We start from the raw sequence: 18,984 nt of genomic DNA, 5'->3' as shown, positions 1-18,984 counted from the left end.
CCCTGCCCCGTGCAGGACCGGCAATGCCACCGCCCCACCCAGAGAGGCCCACCCCATGACCGCAGCCCGCGCGCTTCCCGAGGACAACCCCCCGCTCCACGAGGACCGCCTCGACTACACCCCCACCGCCCGCAGCGTCACCCTCGCCCGGCGGCGCGCGGCGCGGCTCGTCGGTGAATGGGGGCACGCCGACCGCGCCGGGGAAGTCGCCTTGCTCGTCTCCGAGTTGGCGACCAACGCGCTCATCCACGGCAGCCTGCGCGGCCGGCTCTTCCGGGTTGACCTCATCCTCACCGGCGGAGCCATCCGTATCGAGGTGAGCGACCCGCGAGGCGAGCGGCTGCCGGGGGTACGCGAGGCGGAGCCGGACGAGTGCTACGGGCGCGGGCTCGTCATCGTGGACGCCCTCGCCGACCGGTGGGGGGTCGAGCCGCGCACCGTCGGGAAGACCGTGTTCGCCGAACTCGCGCTAGGGGCAACGCGGTCCGGGCCGGTCCCCGGTCAGGCGGCCGGGCGTACGACCACGACCCGCCGGCCACGCGTGTGACCCCCCTGGCTGTCGACGTGTGCCCGAGCGGCCTCCGCCAGGGTGTACGCCTTCTCGACCGGGATGTGGAGCCTCCCCCGCCCGATGAGGTCCACCGCCTCCGCGAGCGCGTCCGGCACGCTGCCGGCCACGCCGGAGAAGCGGACGCCGAACTCCGGCGCACCGAGGTCCGCGATGGTGATCACCTTGCCCGGATCGCCCGTGAGCGCGACGAGTTCGGGGATCACGCCCGAGCCGGCCAGATCGAGTGCCGCGTCGACGCGGCCGAGCCCCCGCACCCGCTCGACCCAGCCCTCCCCGTACGTCGTGGGAAGCGCGCCCAGCCCGCGCAGGTAGTCCTGGTTCGCGGCACCGCCCGTGCCGATCACCGCGATGCCCCGGTCACGGGCGATCTGGAGCACCGCCGACCCGACACCCCCGGACGCCCCGCTCACCAGCAGCGTCTCGCCCGGCCGCACGCCGACCTGGTCGATGACGCGCAGGGCGGTCTCCACCACGGACGGATACCCGGCCGCCTCCTCGAACGACAGCCCCTCGGGCATCCGGGCCCAGGCCGACAGCACGGCGAACTCGGCGTAGGTGTCGGCCCCTTCGCCGAACACGCGGTCGCCGATCTCCACGCCGTCGACACCCTCACCGACCTCGTCCACGACCCCGGCGGCATCCAGCCCGACGCCGGAGGGCAGCACGGTCGGATGGGCGCCCAGCACCTGACCCTCGCGCACTCTCCAGTCGACGGGGTTCACCCCCGCCGCCCGCACGGCGATGCGTATCCGGCCGGGGCCCGCGTGGGGCTCCTCGGCGTCGATGAGTCGCAGGACTTCGGGGCCGCCGAACTCGGCGAAGCTCACTTTCCTCATGCCGGGGACCGTAACACTAACGGTTAGTGTTTTGAAACGGTTACGGATACGTACCTGCTAGCGTGAGCGCATGACCGTGGAGTCCGGGCGCCGCGAGCGCAAGAAGGCCGCGACCCGACAGAAGATCGCCGACACCGCCCTGCGGCTCTTCCTGGAACGCGGATACGAGGCGGTGGGCATCCGGGAGATCGCCGCCGAGGCGGACGTGGCCGTGACCACGCTCTTCGCCCACTTCGCCTCGAAAGAGGCCCTGGTGTTCGAGCAGGACGCCGACTTCGAGCACCGCCTCGCGCAGGCGGCCACCGACCGCGCACCGGACGAACCGCTCATGCCCGCACTGCGCCGCGAGATCCACGCCATGGTGCGGCACTGCACGGCGGACGGCACCGCCCCCCTCTGGCGGATGATCGACGGATCGACCGCGCTGCGGGAGTACGAGGAGTCGATGAGGCTGCGGCACGCGGAGTCACTGGCGACAGCCATCGCCGCCGACCCCCGGCTGTCCCGGACCCCGACGGCCTGCCGGACGATCGCGCGGTTCGTGGTCGACGCGCACGCGCTGGCCCGCGAGGCGGCCGATCCGGAGGCCGCGGTGGACGAGATCTTCGGGATGATCGAGGCGGCCTGGGAGTCCACGGGCCCCTGAAGTCAGCCCACAACCTCCCGCCGCAGCGTGAACCAGGCCGTCGGGAACGGATTCGTGCCGGGTGTCACGTCGGTCAGCCGCCATCCCGTGAACCGGGTTTCCAGTTCGTCGGCGGTGACGCCGGAGATCGGGTCGTCGAACACGTCGGGGCCGTAGCCGAACATCAGCAGCGTCGCCCTCGGGGCGGCCCGCTCCGTGAGGCCGGCGGCGTACGCGTCGCGGCGATGCGCGGGGATGCCGCAGTAGCAGCTCAGGTCGAAGAACAGGTCGTACGGGCCGGGCGCGCCCACCTCGCCGAGCCGGGTGGCGTCCCCGCAGAGGATGTCGACGTCGGCACCGGCCGCCCCGGCCCGCTCCCTCGCCCGCCGCACCGCGCGGTCGACCAGGTCCACGGCGGTCACCCGCCAGCCGTGCCGGGCCAGATACACCGCGTTGGTCCCCGTGCCGCAGCCGAGCTCCAGGGCACGCCCCGGACGCGGCGCCCCGGACCCCTCCACCAGGGCGACCAGCTCGGGAGGGGTGACGCCGGTGTCCCAGGGCGGGGCACCGTCCCGGTAGTAGTCCTCCAGCATGCGTCGTACGGCGGCCTCCTGGTCGAGTTCGGCGGCCGTGTGGGGCTCCCTCATCGCTTCTCCAGAATATTAGAGTCGAACTTTAGTGTTCGACTCCAGATATAGGCTCGGACCATGGACAGCGTCAAGGGAACCGGTTCGCGGAACGCCAAGCGCCCCGACGGGCGGGCGGAGCGTTCGCGGCTCACCCGGGAGAAGATCGTCACGGCCGCACGGGAGCTGTTCATCGCGCAGGGATACGGGGTGACGAGCCTCCAGGAGGTGGCGGACCGCGCCGGCGTGGCCGTCCAGACCGTGTACTTCGTGTTCCGGAACAAGCGCGCGCTGTTCAAGGACGTCGTCGACACGACCATCGCGGGCGACGCCGAGCCTGTGGCCACGATGAACCGGGACTGGTTCCGCGACGCCTGCGCCGAACGCACCGCCCAGCGGCAACTGCTCGCCCATGTCCGGGGCGTGCGCGAGATCCTGGGCCGGGTCGCACCGATCATGCCGGTCATCGCGACGGCCTCCGCGACGGATCCGGAGATCGCCGCGGAGTGGACCTCGGACCCGGACCCGCGTTACGTCGTCCAGCGCGCGGCGGCCGAGGAGCTGGTCCGTAAGCCCGGCATGCTCCCCGGCGTCGACGCGGACCGCGCCGCCGACCTGCTGTACGCACTGCTCAGCCCGGAGTTGTACCTGGTCCTCGTACGCGACCGGGGCTGGACGCCCGACGCCTGGGAGGAGTGGGCCCGTACGACCCTGACCGCCCAGCTCTGTGACGGCCCCGGGTAGCGGCGCTACGACCCTGGGCGGAACGTACGGCAGTACGCCTGGGGCGTGACGCCGATCGCGACGTGGAGGTGCTGCCGCAGGGAGACGCCGGTGCCGAGGCCGGCGTGGGACGCGACCCGGTCGACGGGCCAGTCGGTGGTTCCAGCAGGTGCCGGGCCAGGTCGACGCGCTGGCGGACGAGCCGGCGGCCGGGGCTGGTGCCCCGGCAGGATCGTCCTCTCGGTCGCCCCCTGAGCCCCCACCGCCCAGCAAGCCACCCACCCACCCCTTACTGCGGTGGCCTCGCACAGTGCCTCGAGCGGCCTCAGGTGCGCCGGCGCGAGAACCGTCTGCCGGGCTTTGCCTTCCCGCTCCGTCTGCTCCTGGCCCTTTTGGCCGTGGCGCTCAATGCTGACCCGAACTGTCTGCGCGAGGACCCGGCCGCGACGGCCCGCCCCTTGCACCGCTCACAGAAGGTGGGGTGGCTGTCCGCCGGAGTACCCCAGTCCGTGGCCTGGGCCGCCTTCCACCGTTCGTCGGTGAACTTCGTCCCGCAGCGCGCGCACACTCCGGGCGCTGCGCTTCGCGCTCCGCGGCGCGTTGTTCGGCCTCCTTGCGCTCGCGTTCCCGGGCCTCGCGCTCACGGGCCCGCTGCTGGGCCCATCGGCGTTCAAAGGCGGTCTGCTGGCGGGGGTTGCCGATCGCGTCGAGGAGTGTCTGTGGGCTGGAGCGGCCGAAGCGGTGGAAGACTTGGCCGTGCGGGCCGTGCGCGTGGAGGTCGGTCAGGGTGGTTGTGATGACGGGGATCTTCTTGTCGTAGTGGTGGGAGTCCTCTTCGTAGGCCGTGTCCCCGGCCCAGAGGTGGCGGGTGAGGCGGCGAGGCGCGGAATGGTGCGTTCGGGGTTGTGGGCACCGAGCTGGTTGAACACCGGGAGCACCGGTGGGTACGGGTTGTCGCTCCAATGTCCCGGGTGGGGTGTTCCAGCGGGTGCGCCACATCGGCTGCGCCTTGCCTGCGGTGCCCTTCACCTTGCGGCGGTGGAAGCGGGCGTAATTCTCCAGCTTGTCCGCGAGCTCCTCCGTCTCATGGCAATTTTCGACCTCAATGAACAGCAGCGGGATGCCGTCCTGGGGTGCGGTCAGGACAAGGTCGGTCGGCCTGGGCGCCGCCCTTGCCCGGCGTGCTCCAAGACCCAGCCACCGGCAACGGCGCCCTGGTCCAGTGGGAGCCAATGCGCCCCACGCCCGGAGGCGTTTTAACGACGGCCTGAGCCGCCGCCCGTAACTCGGGCGGGTCCGTAGCCAGCTTGGCCATGTCCGGCTTCGAGCGCAGCAAGGCGACGACGGTTTCGTTGACGGTCATCGAGGTGGCGCCGCCGACGCCCGCGCCGCGTGCGGTGGCGCCCATCTCGGACAGGGGGCGTTGGAGTTCGGTCGCGGCGCCCTCCAGGCCCTTGAGGGTGCGGTGGCGCAGGGTCTCGCCGGCGCCCGTGGAGCCGCCGTTCGCGGCCAGGCGGTGGCGGCGCATGTCGGCGAGGGCGGCGGTGGGAGTCGCGGTGCGGGCCGCCTTCCGCTTCGCCGCCGTCGGCTTGTCGGCGTGGCGGTGATTCAGGTGCGGGAGGCTGATCAGCTGGATCTGATCCGTCGTGACGAACTTCAGCACGCCGAGGACGCGCAGCACGTCCGCGCGCGAGGCGTTCGTCGGACCGGCCATGTTCAGTTTCTGCTTCCCCGCCGCCATCAGCTCGGCGCCTTCGCCGAGCGTCGCTCTTCCAGTCGGCCGCCGACTGGGCTTCGCCGGGCGTCCGCGGCCGGCACCCGATGTTCTCCTCCCTCAGGGGGAGGGAGGGCTGGCAGGGCGGGATCGGGAGTATTAGGTGTGCTTCGCTTGTTGGTACGGAATGCTTCGGCGTGTAGGGAAGGGATGGCTGGACAGGTGGCGAGCATGGATTTCCCCGGCGGGCTGCGCGCGGACGGCCTGCCGGCCGCGCTGTCGGATCCCGCACGCCTGGCCGCCGTGGAGGCCACTGCCCTGCTGGACACCGGGCCCGAGGAGGTCTTCGAGGACCTGGCATCCCTCGCGGCCCGGATCACCGGGACCGGGAGAGCGTTCGTGACCCTGGTCGACGCGGAGCGCTCGTTCTGGAAGGCGTGTGTCGGTGTGGACGCCAGCGCGCTCGAGGAGCGGCAGAACCGGGTGGAGCAGAGTTTCTGCTACTTCCTGGTCGGACTGGGCGGTGAGCCGTTCATTGTCGACGATGTCGCCGGCGACCCGCGTACGGAAGGTCACCCCTCGGTGGGCCCGATGAGCATCGGCGCCTGGGCCGGCTACCCTCTGCTCGACCCCGCGGGGCACGTGCTGGGCAGTTTCTGTGTGATCGACGACTTCCCCCGTACCTGGTCCCCGGCCGACCTGGCCACGCTGGAAACCCTGGCGCGCTCGGTGGCGGCGGAGATCCACCTGCGTCAGAGCCTGAGCGCGGCACGGGCCGCCCATCAGCGCTCGGCGGACCTGGCCCACAGTCTGCAGGCCGCGCTGCTTCCTCCGCGGCTGCGGAAGGTTCCCGGCGTGGAAGCCGCCGCCTCCTATCTGCCGGCCTCGAACCGGTACCGCACCGACATCGAGGTCGGCGGTGACTTCTACGACCTTTTCCACACCCACGGTCCGCACTACGCCGCCGTCCTCGGTGATGTGTGCGGCAAGGGGATCCAGGCCGCGCAGGTCAGTTCCATGGCCCGTTACACCATGCGCGCGGACGCGGGCGAGGCGGGCTCGCCGGCGGATCTGCTCGGCCGTCTCAACACCGCCCTCCTCGCCCAGAGCGCCCCGCGCTTCCTCACCGCCGTCTACACCACCTTCCAGCCCGTCGCCGACGGCCTGTCGGGCGTCATCGCGCTGGCCGGACATCCCCCGGCACTGGTCCGCCGCGCCGACGGGTCTGTCGAACCCCTCGGCATCGCGGGGACCCTGCTGGGCGTCATGCACACGGTCCACCTGAGCGACGTGCCCTTCCACCTCGCCCCGGGCGACCTGCTGCTCCTCTACACCGACGGTGCCATCGAAGCACGCCCCCGCCCCGGCACCGCCCCGGAACGAGCCCAGGCGATCTTCAGCGAAGATGACCTCGCCGCTGCCCTGGCCACCAGCCACACCCTGGACGCCACCGCGACCATCAGCCACCTCACCGCCGTCCTCGACGCCCACCACAGCGGCTGGGCCAGCGACGACACAGCCCTGCTCGCTCTGCGGGTCCCTTCGCTGCCCTGAACGCGCCTGCCCGGGGCGACATCCCGGTCTGAGAGGCTGGTGCGATGGACGACCCAGCAGGACCCTCATTTCCTGACCTGCGCGTCGTCCATACCGCCCATCCCGGCGCCCACGTCCTGACACTGCACGGTACGGCCGACGCCCGCGAAGTCGACTTCCTCCACGCGGCCGCGGATCCCGGCGGACTTCCGGCTCTACCTGACCGCGCCCCCGCGCATCCTCGCCGCTGCCCGGCCCCAGCGGGGCGCGGGCGGCCAGGAGGCGGAGATCGCGACGATGTCGGACGATCCGAACGGCACGTACGATGCGTGGCTCGCGGAGCTCGGATTGTCGGAGGCGATCGAGCGCGAGATCCTCGCGGGGTTCGAGATCGACGTCCTCTACTGGACGTCCGACGGCGCAAGCATCCCTGGCCTCTTCGACTGCTACGCCCTGAACGTGTCGGGCACCACCGCCTGGGCGTGCCCGTACACCGACTTCCCGCTCGTCGAGATACGCCCCGATCGGCCCGTGAGGGTGTGGCCGAACCAGGTACGGGGCGCCAAGGCAGTGGCCATCCACGGCGAGCGGGTCGCCTTCTACGGCGGCTACGGCGAAGAGGTGGACCGGCTCACCCGCGGAGAGCTCACCGAAGCATCCGTCGAGCCAACGGACGTCGGCATGCTCACCCTGCCCGACGGCCACCTGCCCGGCCGCCGCCGCGCCGTCAGCCGAGGAAGCAGGATTTACGTCCAGGCCGAGCCGTTCACCGCGTGGGGCGTGGTTGACCTCGGCAGCTGAGCCCCGAAAGAGGAGACATGCGGCAAGATGCGGACGCATGCCCCTCTCATCGCGTTTCACCATGCCGGGCCAGGTCCGAGCTGTGGCCACATCCGACCCCTCTGGGCCACTGACCGTGACCGGCTACGGCCCGAATCCGCTGGCGACCGTCATCACGAGGGTCGACCTTTCAGGCAAGGTGGAGTGGCAGCGGACCTACCCCGGGACCGGCAAGCCGCAATCCCGTCTGGCCACGGACGGCACGCTGTGGCTCGCCTACCCAGACCGCGACGGTCAGCTCCTGGAAGGTGTTCTGCCGGACGGTTCCACTGGGCCCACCGCCCGCCCGGAGTGCCGCGCCAATGAGGACGTCGGCGCATTCGTCCTCCTCGACGACGGGTTCGTCATTTCCTGGGTCAGCGGCTCCCGCATGGTCCGTGGGGAACGAAGACGACCCACCTCTGTACCGGAGCCTCGCGTGGCCCGGTACACGAGAGAGGGGGAGTGCCTCTGGTCCACGCCGATTGCGCTCGGTGCGGTTTCGTTCCCGGGTGTGGTGGAGATGGGAGACCGGACCGGATGGGAGATCCGGCCGCGTAGACCTTGGGTCCCGGAGGAGATCGGCATTGATCACTGGGAGCCACTGCTCGTATCGGCCGACCGGATCGCAGCCAGTTTCACCGACAGACGGGGTGGCATCGGAAGGACGTTTTTCCTCGACCTGGACAGTGGCGCGACCATCTCGGTCACCGCTCCCGCTCCCACAGGCCGAAAGGCGATAGCTGGTCCTGGCCAGTTCCTGCTCGGATCCCAGGGTTACGGCGTCTTCACGACCGGCCGCTTCGGCCGGGACGGCGTCGAAACCGCGCGCTGGGCCAGCCATGGGGCAATGCTCGTCGACAAGAACGGCGGCGTACGCGGCCCGGAGCTCGAAAACAGCCTTCCTTCGCGATCACGCTTCCGGCGGCTCGCATCGGACAACAGCCTTGTGGACGGGCCGCCACTGACGGGTTACTACACGTCCTACCCCGCGATGGACTGCGAGGGAACCGCGGTGTTCTGGCGAGACGGCAAGCTGCTCGCTGTGGACACGGATCTCGCCGGCCACGAGCTGTTCGCCATGGATGACAGCCGAGCGGTTATCGGTCGTGCGCTACTGCTGAGCGAAGGCAGTGTAGTCGTCTCCCTGGACAACGAGGTCCTGGTATTCCGTACACCGCTGGGGTCCCTGGCCGAGGGTCCCTGGCCGTGCGGGGAAGCGAACCTCAGGGGCAATCCTCTCCTGAGCTGAAACTGCCTGCGTGACGACGGAGGAGACTGAAGCTGAGCATGGAGCTGGCAGGGCGGGTCGACTACAAGACTCGTTCGCAGGAGACGCGCTCAACAGCCATGTCGCCTCGCCTTTCAGGCCCTGGTGGGCAGGCTCCGGACGGGGCTGCGGTGGGTGGTGTTGTCGGTGCGCCTGTCCAGCTCGGTCCGGAGTTCGTGGATGACCTGGGCATAGACGGCGACGCGCTCGCGAAGCCGGTCGTTGTCCTCCCGAAGGGCCTGGGCGGCGGCTTCGGCGTCGATGGCGCGGGCGTGCAGGTGTTGGAACGCGGGCGGGATGCCGTTCGCCTCGGACTTTCGGCGGACGAATTCTTCTTTCAGGTCGACGTGCTTGTGGGTGAGGACCCAGCGCTTGACGCCTGCCTCGGCGGCGAGTTGCAGCGTGGTGAGCGCCCCGGCCGGCGAGCATGGTGAACGTCCCGGGGCGCGCCTCGGGCAGCCAGCCTCGCGCGACCAGGCGCCTCGCCCTCGACCGCACGCACTCGACCTTCGCGGAACCGCTTCCAGCCTGAGCGCCACAGCCAGTTGCCGGCAGTCCATCGTCTCTCCCCCGACCCGCTTCCACCGGCCAGGGCATCCATGAGTCGGCGGTAGTCCGGCGCGAGCACACCGACATCGATGCCGCCCCTCCACACAGGCACGGCCGAGCCCGGCCTGGCTGCAGCATTCCGCACCGGCCGATCGACTGCCACCTCCACCGGTGACACCTCATCGCCTCCGCGCGCCTCAGCCAGGACCAGTCCGACCGTCTCCCGGACGATCACGAACCGCTCCCACACGGCTTCCGCCTCGCGCAGCTCGACCCGAAGAGCTTCACCCGCCGCCGGGCGGCACGCTCCCGCTCTTCCAACAGCCCCACCACAGAAGGCATCCCCTACCTCCACCGCAGAGACAACACGACACCCTGTCTCTGCCGCGGAGGCACCTGCCCTATGCCTCACCAGGGCACACGCGCCCGCCACTCTCGGGAAGACAACGGCTTCCTACGGACCGGAGCGGCTCTTTCGCGCCGCAGCGCGCCGATCAGCTTGCTGAACTGCCTAGAGTTCAGCCCGGCAAACGGGCCTATCGACGAGGGCTCCGACGTCGTGACCACACCAGCCACGCCATAACCCGTGTCCAGGATTCCGGAACGAGGCCCGCTGATCACCTTATCGGCTCCGGACCTCATGCCTCGCAAGGAGAGCCAGGCGCCGGAGTTCTGCCGGTAGGGGCGACTCCTGCAATGCTGCGGTGTACCCCCAGGCGGATCGGCACGGTTTGCGAGCGGGGCTTGTCAGACACCCATCACTGAGTATGGGGTCGTGCTGCTGTCGGTGCGGCACGGCGCATGTCCGAGCCGTAGGTCGTGCGGTAGTCAGGGACGACGACTCGGCTTGTCGGAGATGCCTGATGAACTTGAGCGACGAAGTCGTTCAAGTTCATGGTCGGGTCGTGCCGCGGTGGCTCGCTGAGCGGCTTCTCGAAGTTGTCCCAGTGAACGGGCACCACGACGCCAGGCTCGCCCAATGCCCGTAGCAGGCGAGGCACGTAGCGGAAGGTCGCGGTGGTGGCGGGCACCGCAATCATCGCGAGATCGGGGCGCAGCCCCTCCAGGGCGCGCTCGGAGAAGTCGCTGGCTCCCATCAGGAATGCTGAGGGGCCGCTACCGGCGACGGTTACTTGAAAGGCGAGGGTGTCGCCCTCTGGCAAGTCGGAGATGGTAGCTGGGGGCTCTGCGGGGGGCGCGTGCAATGTGCCAGGCGCGAAGTACGTGTAGTTCTTGTTGCGGCTGTGCCGGCTCGACACGACCTCGATGGTGATCCCCGCGAAATCCAGGATCTCGCCGCCCTTCACGACCGAGATCTGTCCGGGGTCTACACCGAATGCGACGAGTAGATGAAACGTGGTCTCTGTGCCGATGATCCGCGCTCCAGTACTTTTGGCAATGTAGGGCACATCGGAGATGTGGTCCCAATGCGAGTGACTGACCAGGACAACCTCAGGATGGCCAATTTGATCCTTTATCAGTTCGGGATCGGACGCCAGTTTCGTGTCGGCTTTGAATTCACCGCAGAAAAGACCGGTCTTGAAACGGGTGATGTACGGGTCGAAAAGTACTGTGCGTCCGTCGACATCGATACGCCAACCGGAGGTACCCAGCCAGCGGAAGGATGTCGATCCTGCCGACGGGGTGCCGTTGGCGGCCGCACCTGCGGTGGTGGTCGTGGAGGAGACCAGTCCTGCGGCTGCACCGAGGGCGGCACCGCGCAGTATCGACCGCCGGCCGAAAAACCGTGATGGCGGTTGCGGATGTCGTATGTCTCTCTCGTTGCTCATGACGTCAGGCAATCAGACCGCTTCTCACTCTGTCCAAGATCAAAAAACGGGGTGTGCTCATATCTGAATGCATATGAGCGCACGTCAGAGGCCCCTTGCGGCTCAAATCAACGCCGCTTCGCGCTATGGCGCGGAGCGCCGAGTCCACTTACACGCGCGACGCGACTGAACGACCAGACGTACGTGCGCTCGACCACCCAGCAGGCCTAGCCCGGTCCTGAGACACGGGTGACCCGTCGGGCGATCACCATTTTGATCCCACGTCTCCACAGCAAGCGGCGGTACTTGCGGTTGCCGGTCTTACCGTGACAGCGAGGAGGGGCGCGGCGCCCTGCTCCACAAAGCTCTGGCCGCCGGCCTCCCGGCGCACCGCATCGTCGACCTCTCCGGGGTGGATCCTGCGGCCCTGCCGACCGCACCTCGCTCCTGATCGGTCACAGATACGGCGTGACGTGACCGCGTCAATCCGGCCTGCACCTCGCAGTCCTGCCACCGGTGCGGGCACGTCGACCGCAAGAGCCGGCGCACCCGTCCCTCTCCCCGTGCACCCGGTGCGGACACTTCACCCACGCCGTTCCACTGCTCCGTCGTACGCAACGGGCGCCGGTTCCTGGAGGAGGAAGTCCAGGAACTCACCGACCGCTTGGCCGCCCGGCGTCAGGAACGTGCCAGCCTGGGCGAAGACCAGGCTCTCCGGCGAGGACCACAGTGTGGCGGCCGGGGCAGGAGGAGGCCGCCTCCTGCTCGAGCTGGCGGACAGTGGAACGCTGGAGGCGCTGACCGCCCTATAGCTGGCACTGGGCCGGTCGTAGGCGGCGATCTGCTGGAGCCGCTGTTCGGTGGTGCCCGGTGCTGCGGTGTACCCGAACCGGGCGCGGGTGTAGATCATCAGGCCGTCGCTGGAGCTGGCCTTCCGCCTCGCCCTCGCCCGTACCTGTGGCTGCCAGCGCCGTGCGACCTCGCGGTCTATGCGGCCCCGGAGGTCCTCGCGGGGCCGCTTCAGCTTGCCGGCCACGTACCGCTCCACCGTGCGCTGGGAGACCCCGAGCGCCTGTGCCGCGGCCCTGGTGCTCTTGAGCTGCTTGGCAAGGTACTTCATCTGCGCCTGGGCGCTCTGCGGCGGCTTGCGGGTGAACACGCCCTGCGGCTCCTCCGCGCCAAGCACGAAGGCACTCAGCGCCAAGCGCACCGGCCGCCTATCGAGCTGGGTATCCCCGAGCCTGGCAGGCAGGTACATATGGGTGTAATGAACCACCAGGTCGGGGGCAACCTGCCGTGCTCAACAGGCTAAGAGCTCTATTCGTCTCCGGCCCGCTTGCTCTTGTCGTCAACGCCGCTCCCTGGGTTGATGCCCCTGTTCTTGCTCACCCAGGCCGTCCGCAGCGTCTCGTAGTCCGCATCACTGAGAATCTGGCAGGCCTCGGGCCGGTCGGGGAGGGTGTATGTGCGTGTGGCGTTGATGGCCTTCTGGCAGTCGGCCCGCCTATCGGTTTCAGACGTGCCACATGCGCTAAGTGCGGTGGTGAGCAGGGCTATCGAGGCGACGGCGGTGCGGTTCCTCATGATTCCCCCAGGATGGTGTGATGAGAGTGAGGCAATCATGCGATGAGCAGGGAGTCGGAGTGGAGGGCTCGGCGGCAATTCGCGTCGAGAGGCGCCACGGCCGGGCAAGTCTGTCCTGCCCAGCCGTGGCGGCCAAGGGCTGTCCCGTTACTCCCGTGGCGTAAGGAGCGGACTGGCTTCTTGGAGCACTACAGGAAGATCAGCTCAACGTTCTTCGCGATACAGAGCCGCAGAACGACCACTAGCTGCTGGGCATCATCGATGTGTGTTCGAGGGACGCCAGCCTCACTTTGCCAGTGGTTAACGATCCCCTCGATCCGCGGCAGGAGCGCGGCGCAGTCGGTGGGTGAGAGCTCGCCTCCACCGTCGTCGGGGCGATCCAGGAGCAGTTTGAGCGAGGTGGAGACGTCGCTCCAGCCGCGCTCTCCGCCGAAGCCCCATATCTCGTCGAGATCGAAACCCTCGGCTCGCGCCAGCTGCCGCCGGAACGCGGCGAAGCCGCTGTAGGACCAGCCAACGTCCGGACTGCTCGTGTCTCCCTCTCCTGGGAACAGAATCAGCCCCACGTCGAACTCCCTCAGATCGTCGGATGCGTAGAGGATCAGCCTGAATCGGTGGTGCCTGCAACTGAGATGATCCAGCGGTGGCTGGTGTGATCACGGCGTCGGAGCCGTCCTGGATACCCCCGTTCACCGGGCTGATCCCGCGGCAGTTCGGGAAGCTGGTGACGGTACTGCGGCGCGAGGGGGCGGGCTCGGTCCGCAGGGGTCGGCCGTGGAGTCTTCCGTTGGAGGACCGGGCAATACTGGTCGCGGCCTACTGGCGGACGAACCTGACCATGCGGCAGCTCGCGCCGCTGTTCGGGGTGTCGAAGTCGGCGGCGGACCGGATCATCGACCACCTCTGGCCGATACTCGCGCTCCAGCCGCGCAAGAGGTTTGCCAAGGACGCCGTGCTCATCGTGGATGGCACCCTGGCGCCCACCAGGGACCACACCATTGCCGCGCAGTCCAAGAACTACCGGTACTCCACCAACCACCAGCGTGCCGTCTTCGTTTCGTTCGCAGAGCAGGAACCACAGAGGCATGGAGTCGAGCTCGCCACCGAACTCGACTTCGTCCCGGGAGCTGAAGACTCCCTGGTCGCTGCGCTCGTATTTCGTGTTGTTCTCGACCAACTGGGCCATGACCCGTCCCGTGGGGCTCTTCGACCGGACCGAGCACTCCAGGTCGCCGACCCCTCCCGATCCGCTGACAGCGGTGATGGCGTGGCTCCCGGAGGGGTGCACGACGCGCAGGATGCTGTCCCGCGGGGTGTACTTCCAGACGGGGCCCTGCTCAGCCGGATCTGTCAGGTGCTCTGCGAGGAACCTCCGTCTTCTCACATGCGGCTTCGTTCGGTCGGGACTGTAAGTGATCACGGCGCGGATGACCGGTCGGGGTTTCCCTGGCCCGACCCTATGGGCTCCCGCCGACAGTCCGCAGGCCAGGCCAACGTGCTGCAGAAGGTGGTGTGGCGGGCTCTGCCGCGTAGTTGGATGAAGATCCGAGCTCGGGAGCGGGTGATCGCCAACGAGAGCGCCACACAGTGCCGTTGTCGGGGTGAGTGGGTTTGATGGATGTGTAGCGTCTCGCCGCCCGTGGCCAACGGCGGCGCCGCGACCCGGCGGTTGTCGCACTGTCTCAAGGCTGGCGAACTGCTCAGTCTCACGACTGGCCGATTCGTCGGGGCAACCGTTGACGGCAAGCCCTGGACCTGCGGAGTCTCGCGAATTGTCCCGTCTCATTAAATCTTGCAGAGACAGAGCCGTTGACCTGCGGGGTGACAGATTGAGTTGCGACTCAGGGCAAGCAGCGTGAGGCCGTCTGGAAGGGCTGGGTCCGGCGCCGGGGGCGCGTCTCATCGATCTTGTCGGGGCCCGGTGGCTCTGAGCTGGGGTGCGTCAGGATGCTGAGACGCTCGCCTCCATAGTTCTCATTGAAGGTGGCAGTTTCCTGGTTGCCTCGCTGAGGTGGGGCTTGGCCGCAGTCGGAGGAATTCGTTCGCAGGCCGAGGTGATCGCTTCTAACCTGCGTCATGTGATGACGGCTGAAGGCGTGTTGTCTGTCCTGGCTCTGCTGCGACGGGCAGAGGTTGATGTCTGGATCGGCGGAGGGTGGGGAATTGATGCTCTGATCGGCGAACAGTCCCGCCACCACCGCGACTTGGACCTGATGCATCGGCAAGACCAGGAGGCCGCCGTGGTGGCAGCTCTCTCCGAGGCGGGTTTCGAGGAGAGCCTGAGCTGGAGGCCCATCCGGTTCGTCGTCACGGCTCCGGACGGCCGGGAGGTCGACCTTCATCCCCTCGTCTTCGCCGGCGACGGGTCGGCGGTGCAGGCGTCACCCGATCCGGAGCGTCCCTTCATCTATCCCTCCTCATGCTTCGTGACCGGTACTGTCAAGGGGAAGACTGTCCCGTGTCTGTCCGCTGAGCAGCAGGTCTACTTCCATCAGGGATACGAGCCCACGGACCGCGATCGGCACGACATGACTCAACTCCGGCGAGTTTTCGGGATCGCCACCCACTTCTGAGGAGCGATTGCAAGCCGCCGAGCCACTTCGGCGGGGCGATGGGGATCACCGAACGGGTCCTCGCCCAGCACATCGAGTCGCCGCCGGCCGCAAGGCCCACCGCATCCTGGCTCTGTTCACGAGCTTCGGGTCTGGCACAGCTTCTGTGGAGCTACGCCCACCGGGCTCCTGTCTACCTCTTGGCAAGTCCCTGACCTGCCGGTCCTCGGCATGCTCCGGCCTCGGACTCCGAGCTTCGACTCGACACCACAGAAGTTGAGCCAGAACCACTACTGGTGAATAGAGCCAATCCGGCGAGGGGCAGTTGCACGGCGCCCGGATCGCCGGCGCGGCCACCTGGGCGACAGTGACGTTGAGGAGCTGCACGAAAGTGGCGCTGAGTACCACCGGCGGCACGAGGCATCCGCTCTCATGGCAGCAGAGCTGCGGCGAGCTCACGGGGGCGGGCGGCGAACGGGCTGTGGCTGCCCGGGAGGGTGCGCACGGTGAACGGGTTGGCGGGCATGGCCCGGTCGGCTTCCGCGATCATCAGATCCTGCACGGCCGTGGGCAGACCTCGGTCGTCCGCGCAGCGCAGGAAGGTCCTTGGGATGCTCCCCCACCGTTGCGGAGTCACGATGACCGGGGTGGTCGGGATCGCCAGCGGGAGATCGGGGCTCAGTGCCGAGCGCCAGCGGTCGAAGCGGTCCGCAGCGGTGTCGTGGTAGTGAGCCTGCCGCAGTTCCTCGACGTAGGCGGGATCCTGCGAGAGCGGGTTGATCCGCACGGCGCCCAGCTCGGCGGGGTCACCGAGGCTGAGACTTTGCCCCCGCGCGGTGGCGTTCTCGGGCGAGCCGAGATAGTCGAAGAACCGGGGCCGTCCGGCGGGTACGAAGGCCGAGAGGTAGACGATCTCGTCGACGAGTTCGGGTGCGCGCTCCGCAGCCAGTGACGCGGGGCCGCCGCCCGCGCTGTGCGCGACAAGTACAACGCGACGGTGGTGGCGGGCCTGGCGCAGCGTGTCCAGTACGGCCGCGGCGCAGTCGTCCATCGTCACGGTGGCGAGCGCAGACTTCTCGGTCAGCAGGCCCGGCTGGCCCGCCTTGAGGTATCCGCTGGGCAGCGGCGCGTCGAAGCCGTGCCCCGGCAGATCGACGGCCATGCTCGCGGCACCGAGTCCGGCGAGTGCGCGCTGCGTCGCCGCCCACTGCCCGGAGCCGTGCCAGGCCCCGTGTACGAAGACGAAGACGGTACCTGAGGAGGATGAATCAGTCATGACCGCATTCCACGCGACCCGGCCCCGGTTATCCAGTGAAAGATCTGGCAAGCTGGCCGACGATACATGTGAGGTATGGCTGGGAGGTTGGCATGGAGGCGCGGCACCTGAGGTACGCACTTACCCTCGCCGAGCACGAACACTTCGGCCGGGCGGCCGGTGCGCTGGGCATTGCGCAGCCCCCGCTGTCCAAGCAGATCGCCGACCTCGAACGGGAAGTGGGCGCCCGGTTGTTCGATCGCACCCGCCAGGGAGTGTTTCCGACGGCTGCGGGCGCGGCCTTCCTCTGCCGGGCGCGCAGGGCGCTCGACGAGATCGCGGCGGCCTCGGTCGACGCGGCCAGGGCAGCACGCGGCGAGACGGGCCGACTGCGCCTGGGTTTCATTGCCTCGGCGCTGCTCGAACCCCTGCCGGACGTCCTTGGCCGGTTCGGCCGTGAACGGCCCGACGTGCGGCTGGAACTGCACGAGATGGCGACCAGCCGCGGCACGGCCGCGCTCGTCACCGGCGAACTGGACGCGGCAATCGGCCTCGGCCGGCCCGGGGGCATCGGGGCCGAGCAGCTGGTTTCGGTGCCGATCGGGCACGACCACCTGGTCGCGGTCATGAGCAGCACGCATCCGTACGCGGGTCAGTCCTCGGTGGACGTGGACCAGCTGCGGCGACAGCCGCTGATCGTAGCGCCGGGCGAGGACGAGCCCGCCGTCGTCACCGGGCTGCGAGCCCTCCTGGGCAAGGACTCCAAGGCGCTCTCCGGCGCGACCGTCGCGAGGGACATCCACACCATCATCGGACTCGCGGCCTGCGGGGTGGGCGTCGGTCTGGGACCCTCCCGCATGCTGGCGGCCCCACGGCGGGGCACGTGGTTCTGCGAGGTGACCCCGCGCACGCCTCTGCCCAATCTGGTCCTGTCCTTCAACGCCCGGGACCGTTCCCCGGCACTGAACGCCTTCCTCGACGTCATCCGCAAGAACTGCCCCGAGGTCGGTGCCGCGCTCGACCACCGGCTCGGCCCACCGGGACCCAAGGACAGCGACCCCGACCCCTACCCGACTTCGCTCCGCCATACGAGGGCGATGCCCTAGAAGTTGTCCCGTAAGTGCTGGTCAGGGCATGACCGGCTGCCTGGTCGGGTCCGCCAGGAGGCGTGGCGGGGCGGGATGCGGAGCCGACGGCCGGCGTGATCGACTCGCAGTCGGTCAAAGCGGACGCCGTGATCGGCGCCGACAGCCGCGGCTTCGACGGCGGGAAGCAGATCAACGGGCGCAAGCGGCATGTCGTGGTCGACACCCTCGGCCTTCTGCTGGGCGTGATGGTCACCGCCCCGGACATCGGCGACCGTGCCGCCGTGAAAGTGCCGCTTCAGCGGGCGGCCGATGCCCACCACCGGCTGGAACTCGTCTGGGCCGACGGCGGCTACACCGGCAGCCTCGTCGAGCACTGCCTGGCCACGCTCGCCCTGGTCCTGGTGATCGTCAAGCGCAGCGACGACAGGCGCGGTTTCGTCGCACTGCCCAAGCGGCGGATCGTCGAGCGGCTCTTCGCCCACCTGATGCGAAGCCGACGCCTGGCGCGCGACTTCGAACGCCGCACTACCAGCGCCGAAGCGATGGTCTACTGGTCAATGACCATGGTCATGACCCGCCGCCTGACCCGCTCACGCCCCGCGCGAGCGTGAACCGGACCGGCGCTGGCTCGGCCCGCCAGCCCCGCGCGAGCAGGCGTTTCGCCTTAGACCGCAACGCCTCCACCTTGGCCGGCACCACATCCATACCGAAGGCGGAGGCCATCTCCTGGCAGGTCAGCGGGCCCTGACCGAGACGGACCCGATCCGCTAGCGCGGCCAGGATGCGCTGATAGTCCGCCGACAATGCCGTCACGGCCAGCGCCTCGCGCCTCACCGGAACCTGCGACTTCGCCTTCGCCGCCACGAGCGGTGACGCCTGCACCCCAGCTTGCGTCCCGGCACCGCCCGGCCGCTCGGCGGCCACCGCGTCAGTTGGACTCCCGCCCGGCGCGGACAGCACCGCACCCACACGCTCATGGGCGATCGTCCACTCCATCCACTCCTGCTCGGCCGCCGCGAGCTCGGCCTGGATCCGGTCAGCCTCCTCGCGCAGCCCGTCCACACGACGACGGGCGGCAAGCTTGTGCTGTTCCAGCAGTCCGACAACCGACGGCATCCACGACCTCCACGAGAGCGACGAAACAACGATCCGTCACTCCCTCACGGACGCCACCAATACCTCTGACCAGCGAAAACATCGTCATGACACTCGGAAAGACAACAGCCTCTAGGACTTCTATCGGCCGGACCTTCCGGACCAGTCGAAGCTCCATATCTGAACCGACAGCCACCGATCCGAAGCGCCCGCAGGACGCTGCCCGCCCGTGTCGCTCTGCTATAGCACGCGGCGAAGCCGACGGTCGACGGCGAGTGAGACGCCTTTGCCCCTCCAGCCCGCCGAAGTGTGTGAGGCTCGCCGGCTTCCGCAGCTACGCCCAAGGGCTGACGCCGGCTCGGACTCCCGAGAGCG

General features: G+C 69.0%; 18 protein-coding genes and 4 pseudogenes. 12 read left to right on the top strand and 10 right to left on the bottom strand.

Annotation, left to right across the window (positions count from 1 at the left end):
• Positions 1-55: 55 nt before the first annotated feature.
• A complete protein-coding gene (locus EAO73_RS13970; RefSeq protein WP_147971842.1) occupies positions 56-547 on the top strand; it encodes an ATP-binding protein in 492 nt (163 codons plus the stop codon).
• Here EAO73_RS13970 and EAO73_RS13965 read toward each other — a convergent pair.
• Complete coding sequence (locus tag EAO73_RS13965; protein ID WP_147971841.1) at positions 502-1,407, bottom strand: NADP-dependent oxidoreductase; 906 nt, start codon at positions 1,405-1,407, stop codon at positions 502-504. The two genes, EAO73_RS13970 and EAO73_RS13965, sit on opposite strands and share 46 nt — an antisense overlap.
• A gap of 70 nt (positions 1,408-1,477) precedes the next feature.
• On the opposite strand from EAO73_RS13965, the gene EAO73_RS13960 reads away from it, so the two are divergent.
• Positions 1,478-2,053, top strand: a complete 576-nt coding sequence (locus EAO73_RS13960) for a TetR/AcrR family transcriptional regulator (RefSeq protein ID WP_147971840.1) — start codon at positions 1,478-1,480, stop codon at positions 2,051-2,053.
• A gap of 2 nt (positions 2,054-2,055) precedes the next feature.
• Here EAO73_RS13960 and EAO73_RS13955 read toward each other — a convergent pair whose 3' ends face one another.
• A complete protein-coding gene (locus tag EAO73_RS13955; protein ID WP_147971839.1) occupies positions 2,056-2,679 on the bottom strand; it encodes a class I SAM-dependent methyltransferase in 624 nt (207 codons plus the stop codon).
• A 60-nt stretch (positions 2,680-2,739) separates the two neighbouring features.
• Here EAO73_RS13955 and EAO73_RS13950 point away from each other — a divergent pair, with 60 nt between their 5' ends.
• Positions 2,740-3,402: a TetR/AcrR family transcriptional regulator gene (locus tag EAO73_RS13950; protein ID WP_147971838.1), complete on the top strand. Its 663-nt coding sequence runs from the start codon at positions 2,740-2,742 to the stop codon at positions 3,400-3,402.
• A 5-nt stretch (positions 3,403-3,407) separates the two neighbouring features.
• Here EAO73_RS13950 and EAO73_RS36545 read toward each other — a convergent pair.
• Both EAO73_RS36545 and EAO73_RS36540 read right to left on the bottom strand, forming a co-directional pair.
• Positions 3,408-3,604, bottom strand: a pseudogene (locus tag EAO73_RS36545) (AraC family transcriptional regulator); the annotation flags it as partial.
• A gap of 879 nt (positions 3,605-4,483) precedes the next feature.
• Complete coding sequence (locus tag EAO73_RS36540) at positions 4,484-5,095, bottom strand: hypothetical protein (protein WP_224756288.1); 612 nt, start codon at positions 5,093-5,095, stop codon at positions 4,484-4,486.
• 210 nt (positions 5,096-5,305) lie between these two features.
• Here EAO73_RS36540 and EAO73_RS13935 point away from each other — a divergent pair, with 210 nt between their 5' ends.
• The 4 genes and pseudogenes from EAO73_RS13935 to EAO73_RS35930 all read left to right on the top strand — a co-directional run bounded on the left by EAO73_RS13935 (position 5,306) and on the right by EAO73_RS35930 (position 9,151).
• Positions 5,306-6,649, top strand: coding sequence for a PP2C family protein-serine/threonine phosphatase (locus tag EAO73_RS13935; RefSeq protein WP_147971837.1), 1,344 nt, complete (start codon positions 5,306-5,308; stop codon positions 6,647-6,649).
• Between the two features lie 171 nt (positions 6,650-6,820).
• Positions 6,821-7,030: pseudogene (locus EAO73_RS13930) on the top strand (hypothetical protein); the annotation flags it as partial.
• Positions 7,031-7,511: 481 nt separating this feature from the next.
• Entirely contained in the window at positions 7,512-8,699 is a 1,188-nt protein-coding gene (locus EAO73_RS13920; protein ID WP_224756286.1) for a hypothetical protein, read from the top strand.
• Positions 8,700-8,737: 38 nt separating this feature from the next.
• Entirely contained in the window at positions 8,738-9,151 is a 414-nt protein-coding gene (locus tag EAO73_RS35930; RefSeq protein WP_191134055.1) for a hypothetical protein, read from the top strand.
• Between the two features lie 873 nt (positions 9,152-10,024).
• Here EAO73_RS35930 and EAO73_RS13900 read toward each other — a convergent pair.
• Positions 10,025-10,993, bottom strand: a complete 969-nt coding sequence (locus tag EAO73_RS13900) for an MBL fold metallo-hydrolase (protein WP_147972014.1) — start codon at positions 10,991-10,993, stop codon at positions 10,025-10,027.
• Between the two features lie 373 nt (positions 10,994-11,366).
• Here EAO73_RS13900 and EAO73_RS36530 point away from each other — a divergent pair.
• Positions 11,367-11,486 (top strand): annotated as a pseudogene (locus tag EAO73_RS36530) (DUF6003 family protein); the annotation flags it as partial.
• Positions 11,487-11,618: 132 nt separating this feature from the next.
• On the opposite strand, the gene tpg reads toward EAO73_RS36530, so the two are convergent.
• The 3 genes from tpg to EAO73_RS13880 form a co-directional block, all read right to left on the bottom strand.
• Positions 11,619-12,194, bottom strand: coding sequence for a telomere-protecting terminal protein Tpg (tpg, locus tag EAO73_RS35925; RefSeq protein WP_412074592.1), 576 nt, complete (start codon positions 12,192-12,194; stop codon positions 11,619-11,621).
• A gap of 158 nt (positions 12,195-12,352) precedes the next feature.
• Positions 12,353-12,619 carry a hypothetical protein gene (locus EAO73_RS13885; protein ID WP_147971834.1) on the bottom strand — a complete coding sequence of 89 codons (267 nt, stop codon included), beginning with the start codon at positions 12,617-12,619 and terminating at the stop codon, positions 12,353-12,355.
• A 188-nt stretch (positions 12,620-12,807) separates the two neighbouring features.
• Positions 12,808-13,185, bottom strand: a complete 378-nt coding sequence (locus tag EAO73_RS13880; RefSeq protein WP_147971833.1) for a hypothetical protein — start codon at positions 13,183-13,185, stop codon at positions 12,808-12,810.
• Between the two features lie 77 nt (positions 13,186-13,262).
• On the opposite strand from EAO73_RS13880, the pseudogene EAO73_RS13875 reads away from it, so the two are divergent.
• Together EAO73_RS13875 and EAO73_RS13870 are read left to right on the top strand one after the other, a co-directional pair.
• A pseudogene (locus EAO73_RS13875) lies at positions 13,263-13,661 on the top strand (helix-turn-helix domain-containing protein); the annotation flags it as partial.
• 1,039 nt (positions 13,662-14,700) lie between these two features.
• Positions 14,701-15,192 (top strand): nucleotidyltransferase domain-containing protein, encoded by a 492-nt coding sequence (locus tag EAO73_RS13870; RefSeq protein ID WP_191134075.1) that lies wholly within the window; start codon positions 14,701-14,703, stop codon positions 15,190-15,192.
• A 409-nt stretch (positions 15,193-15,601) separates the two neighbouring features.
• Here EAO73_RS13870 and EAO73_RS13865 read toward each other — a convergent pair whose 3' ends face one another.
• Positions 15,602-16,447: an alpha/beta fold hydrolase gene (locus tag EAO73_RS13865; protein ID WP_147971832.1), complete on the bottom strand. Its 846-nt coding sequence runs from the start codon at positions 16,445-16,447 to the stop codon at positions 15,602-15,604.
• 92 nt (positions 16,448-16,539) lie between these two features.
• Here EAO73_RS13865 and EAO73_RS13860 point away from each other — a divergent pair, with 92 nt between their 5' ends.
• Together EAO73_RS13860 and EAO73_RS13855 are read left to right on the top strand one after the other, a co-directional pair.
• A complete protein-coding gene (locus tag EAO73_RS13860) occupies positions 16,540-17,532 on the top strand; it encodes a LysR family transcriptional regulator (RefSeq protein WP_224756285.1) in 993 nt (330 codons plus the stop codon).
• Positions 17,533-17,594: 62 nt separating this feature from the next.
• Positions 17,595-18,125 (top strand): transposase, encoded by a 531-nt coding sequence (locus tag EAO73_RS13855; protein ID WP_147971831.1) that lies wholly within the window; start codon positions 17,595-17,597, stop codon positions 18,123-18,125.
• Here EAO73_RS13855 and EAO73_RS13850 read toward each other — a convergent pair.
• On the bottom strand, positions 18,082-18,630 hold the full coding sequence (locus EAO73_RS13850; protein ID WP_147971830.1) for a hypothetical protein: 549 nt from the start codon (positions 18,628-18,630) through the stop codon (positions 18,082-18,084). The two genes, EAO73_RS13855 and EAO73_RS13850, sit on opposite strands and share 44 nt — an antisense overlap.
• Positions 18,631-18,984 lie beyond the last annotated feature (354 nt).

The organism is Streptomyces sp. col6, assembly GCF_008042035.1.
Classification (GTDB): Bacteria; Actinomycetota; Actinomycetes; order Streptomycetales; family Streptomycetaceae; genus Streptomyces.
This window is presented reverse-complemented; position numbering and strand designations above follow the sequence as displayed.

Coding starts and splice junctions, on each gene's coding strand:
- EAO73_RS13860 (WP_224756285.1), top strand. CDS start 16,540: ATGGAGGCGCGGCACCTGAGGTACGCACTTACCCTCGCCGAGCACGAA.
- EAO73_RS13865 (WP_147971832.1), bottom strand. CDS start 16,447: ATGACTGATTCATCCTCCTCAGGTACCGTCTTCGTCTTCGTACACGGG.
- EAO73_RS13885 (WP_147971834.1), bottom strand. CDS start 12,619: ATGAGGAACCGCACCGCCGTCGCCTCGATAGCCCTGCTCACCACCGCA.
- EAO73_RS13955 (WP_147971839.1), bottom strand. CDS start 2,679: ATGAGGGAGCCCCACACGGCCGCCGAACTCGACCAGGAGGCCGCCGTA.
- EAO73_RS13850 (WP_147971830.1), bottom strand. CDS start 18,630: ATGCCGTCGGTTGTCGGACTGCTGGAACAGCACAAGCTTGCCGCCCGT.
- EAO73_RS13965 (WP_147971841.1), bottom strand. CDS start 1,407: ATGAGGAAAGTGAGCTTCGCCGAGTTCGGCGGCCCCGAAGTCCTGCGA.
- EAO73_RS13935 (WP_147971837.1), top strand. CDS start 5,306: ATGGCTGGACAGGTGGCGAGCATGGATTTCCCCGGCGGGCTGCGCGCG.
- EAO73_RS35930 (WP_191134055.1), top strand. CDS start 8,738: ATGGAGCTGGCAGGGCGGGTCGACTACAAGACTCGTTCGCAGGAGACG.
- EAO73_RS36540 (WP_224756288.1), bottom strand. CDS start 5,095: ATGGCCGGTCCGACGAACGCCTCGCGCGCGGACGTGCTGCGCGTCCTC.
- EAO73_RS13950 (WP_147971838.1), top strand. CDS start 2,740: ATGGACAGCGTCAAGGGAACCGGTTCGCGGAACGCCAAGCGCCCCGAC.
- EAO73_RS13960 (WP_147971840.1), top strand. CDS start 1,478: ATGACCGTGGAGTCCGGGCGCCGCGAGCGCAAGAAGGCCGCGACCCGA.
- EAO73_RS13870 (WP_191134075.1), top strand. CDS start 14,701: ATGACGGCTGAAGGCGTGTTGTCTGTCCTGGCTCTGCTGCGACGGGCA.
- EAO73_RS13970 (WP_147971842.1), top strand. CDS start 56: ATGACCGCAGCCCGCGCGCTTCCCGAGGACAACCCCCCGCTCCACGAG.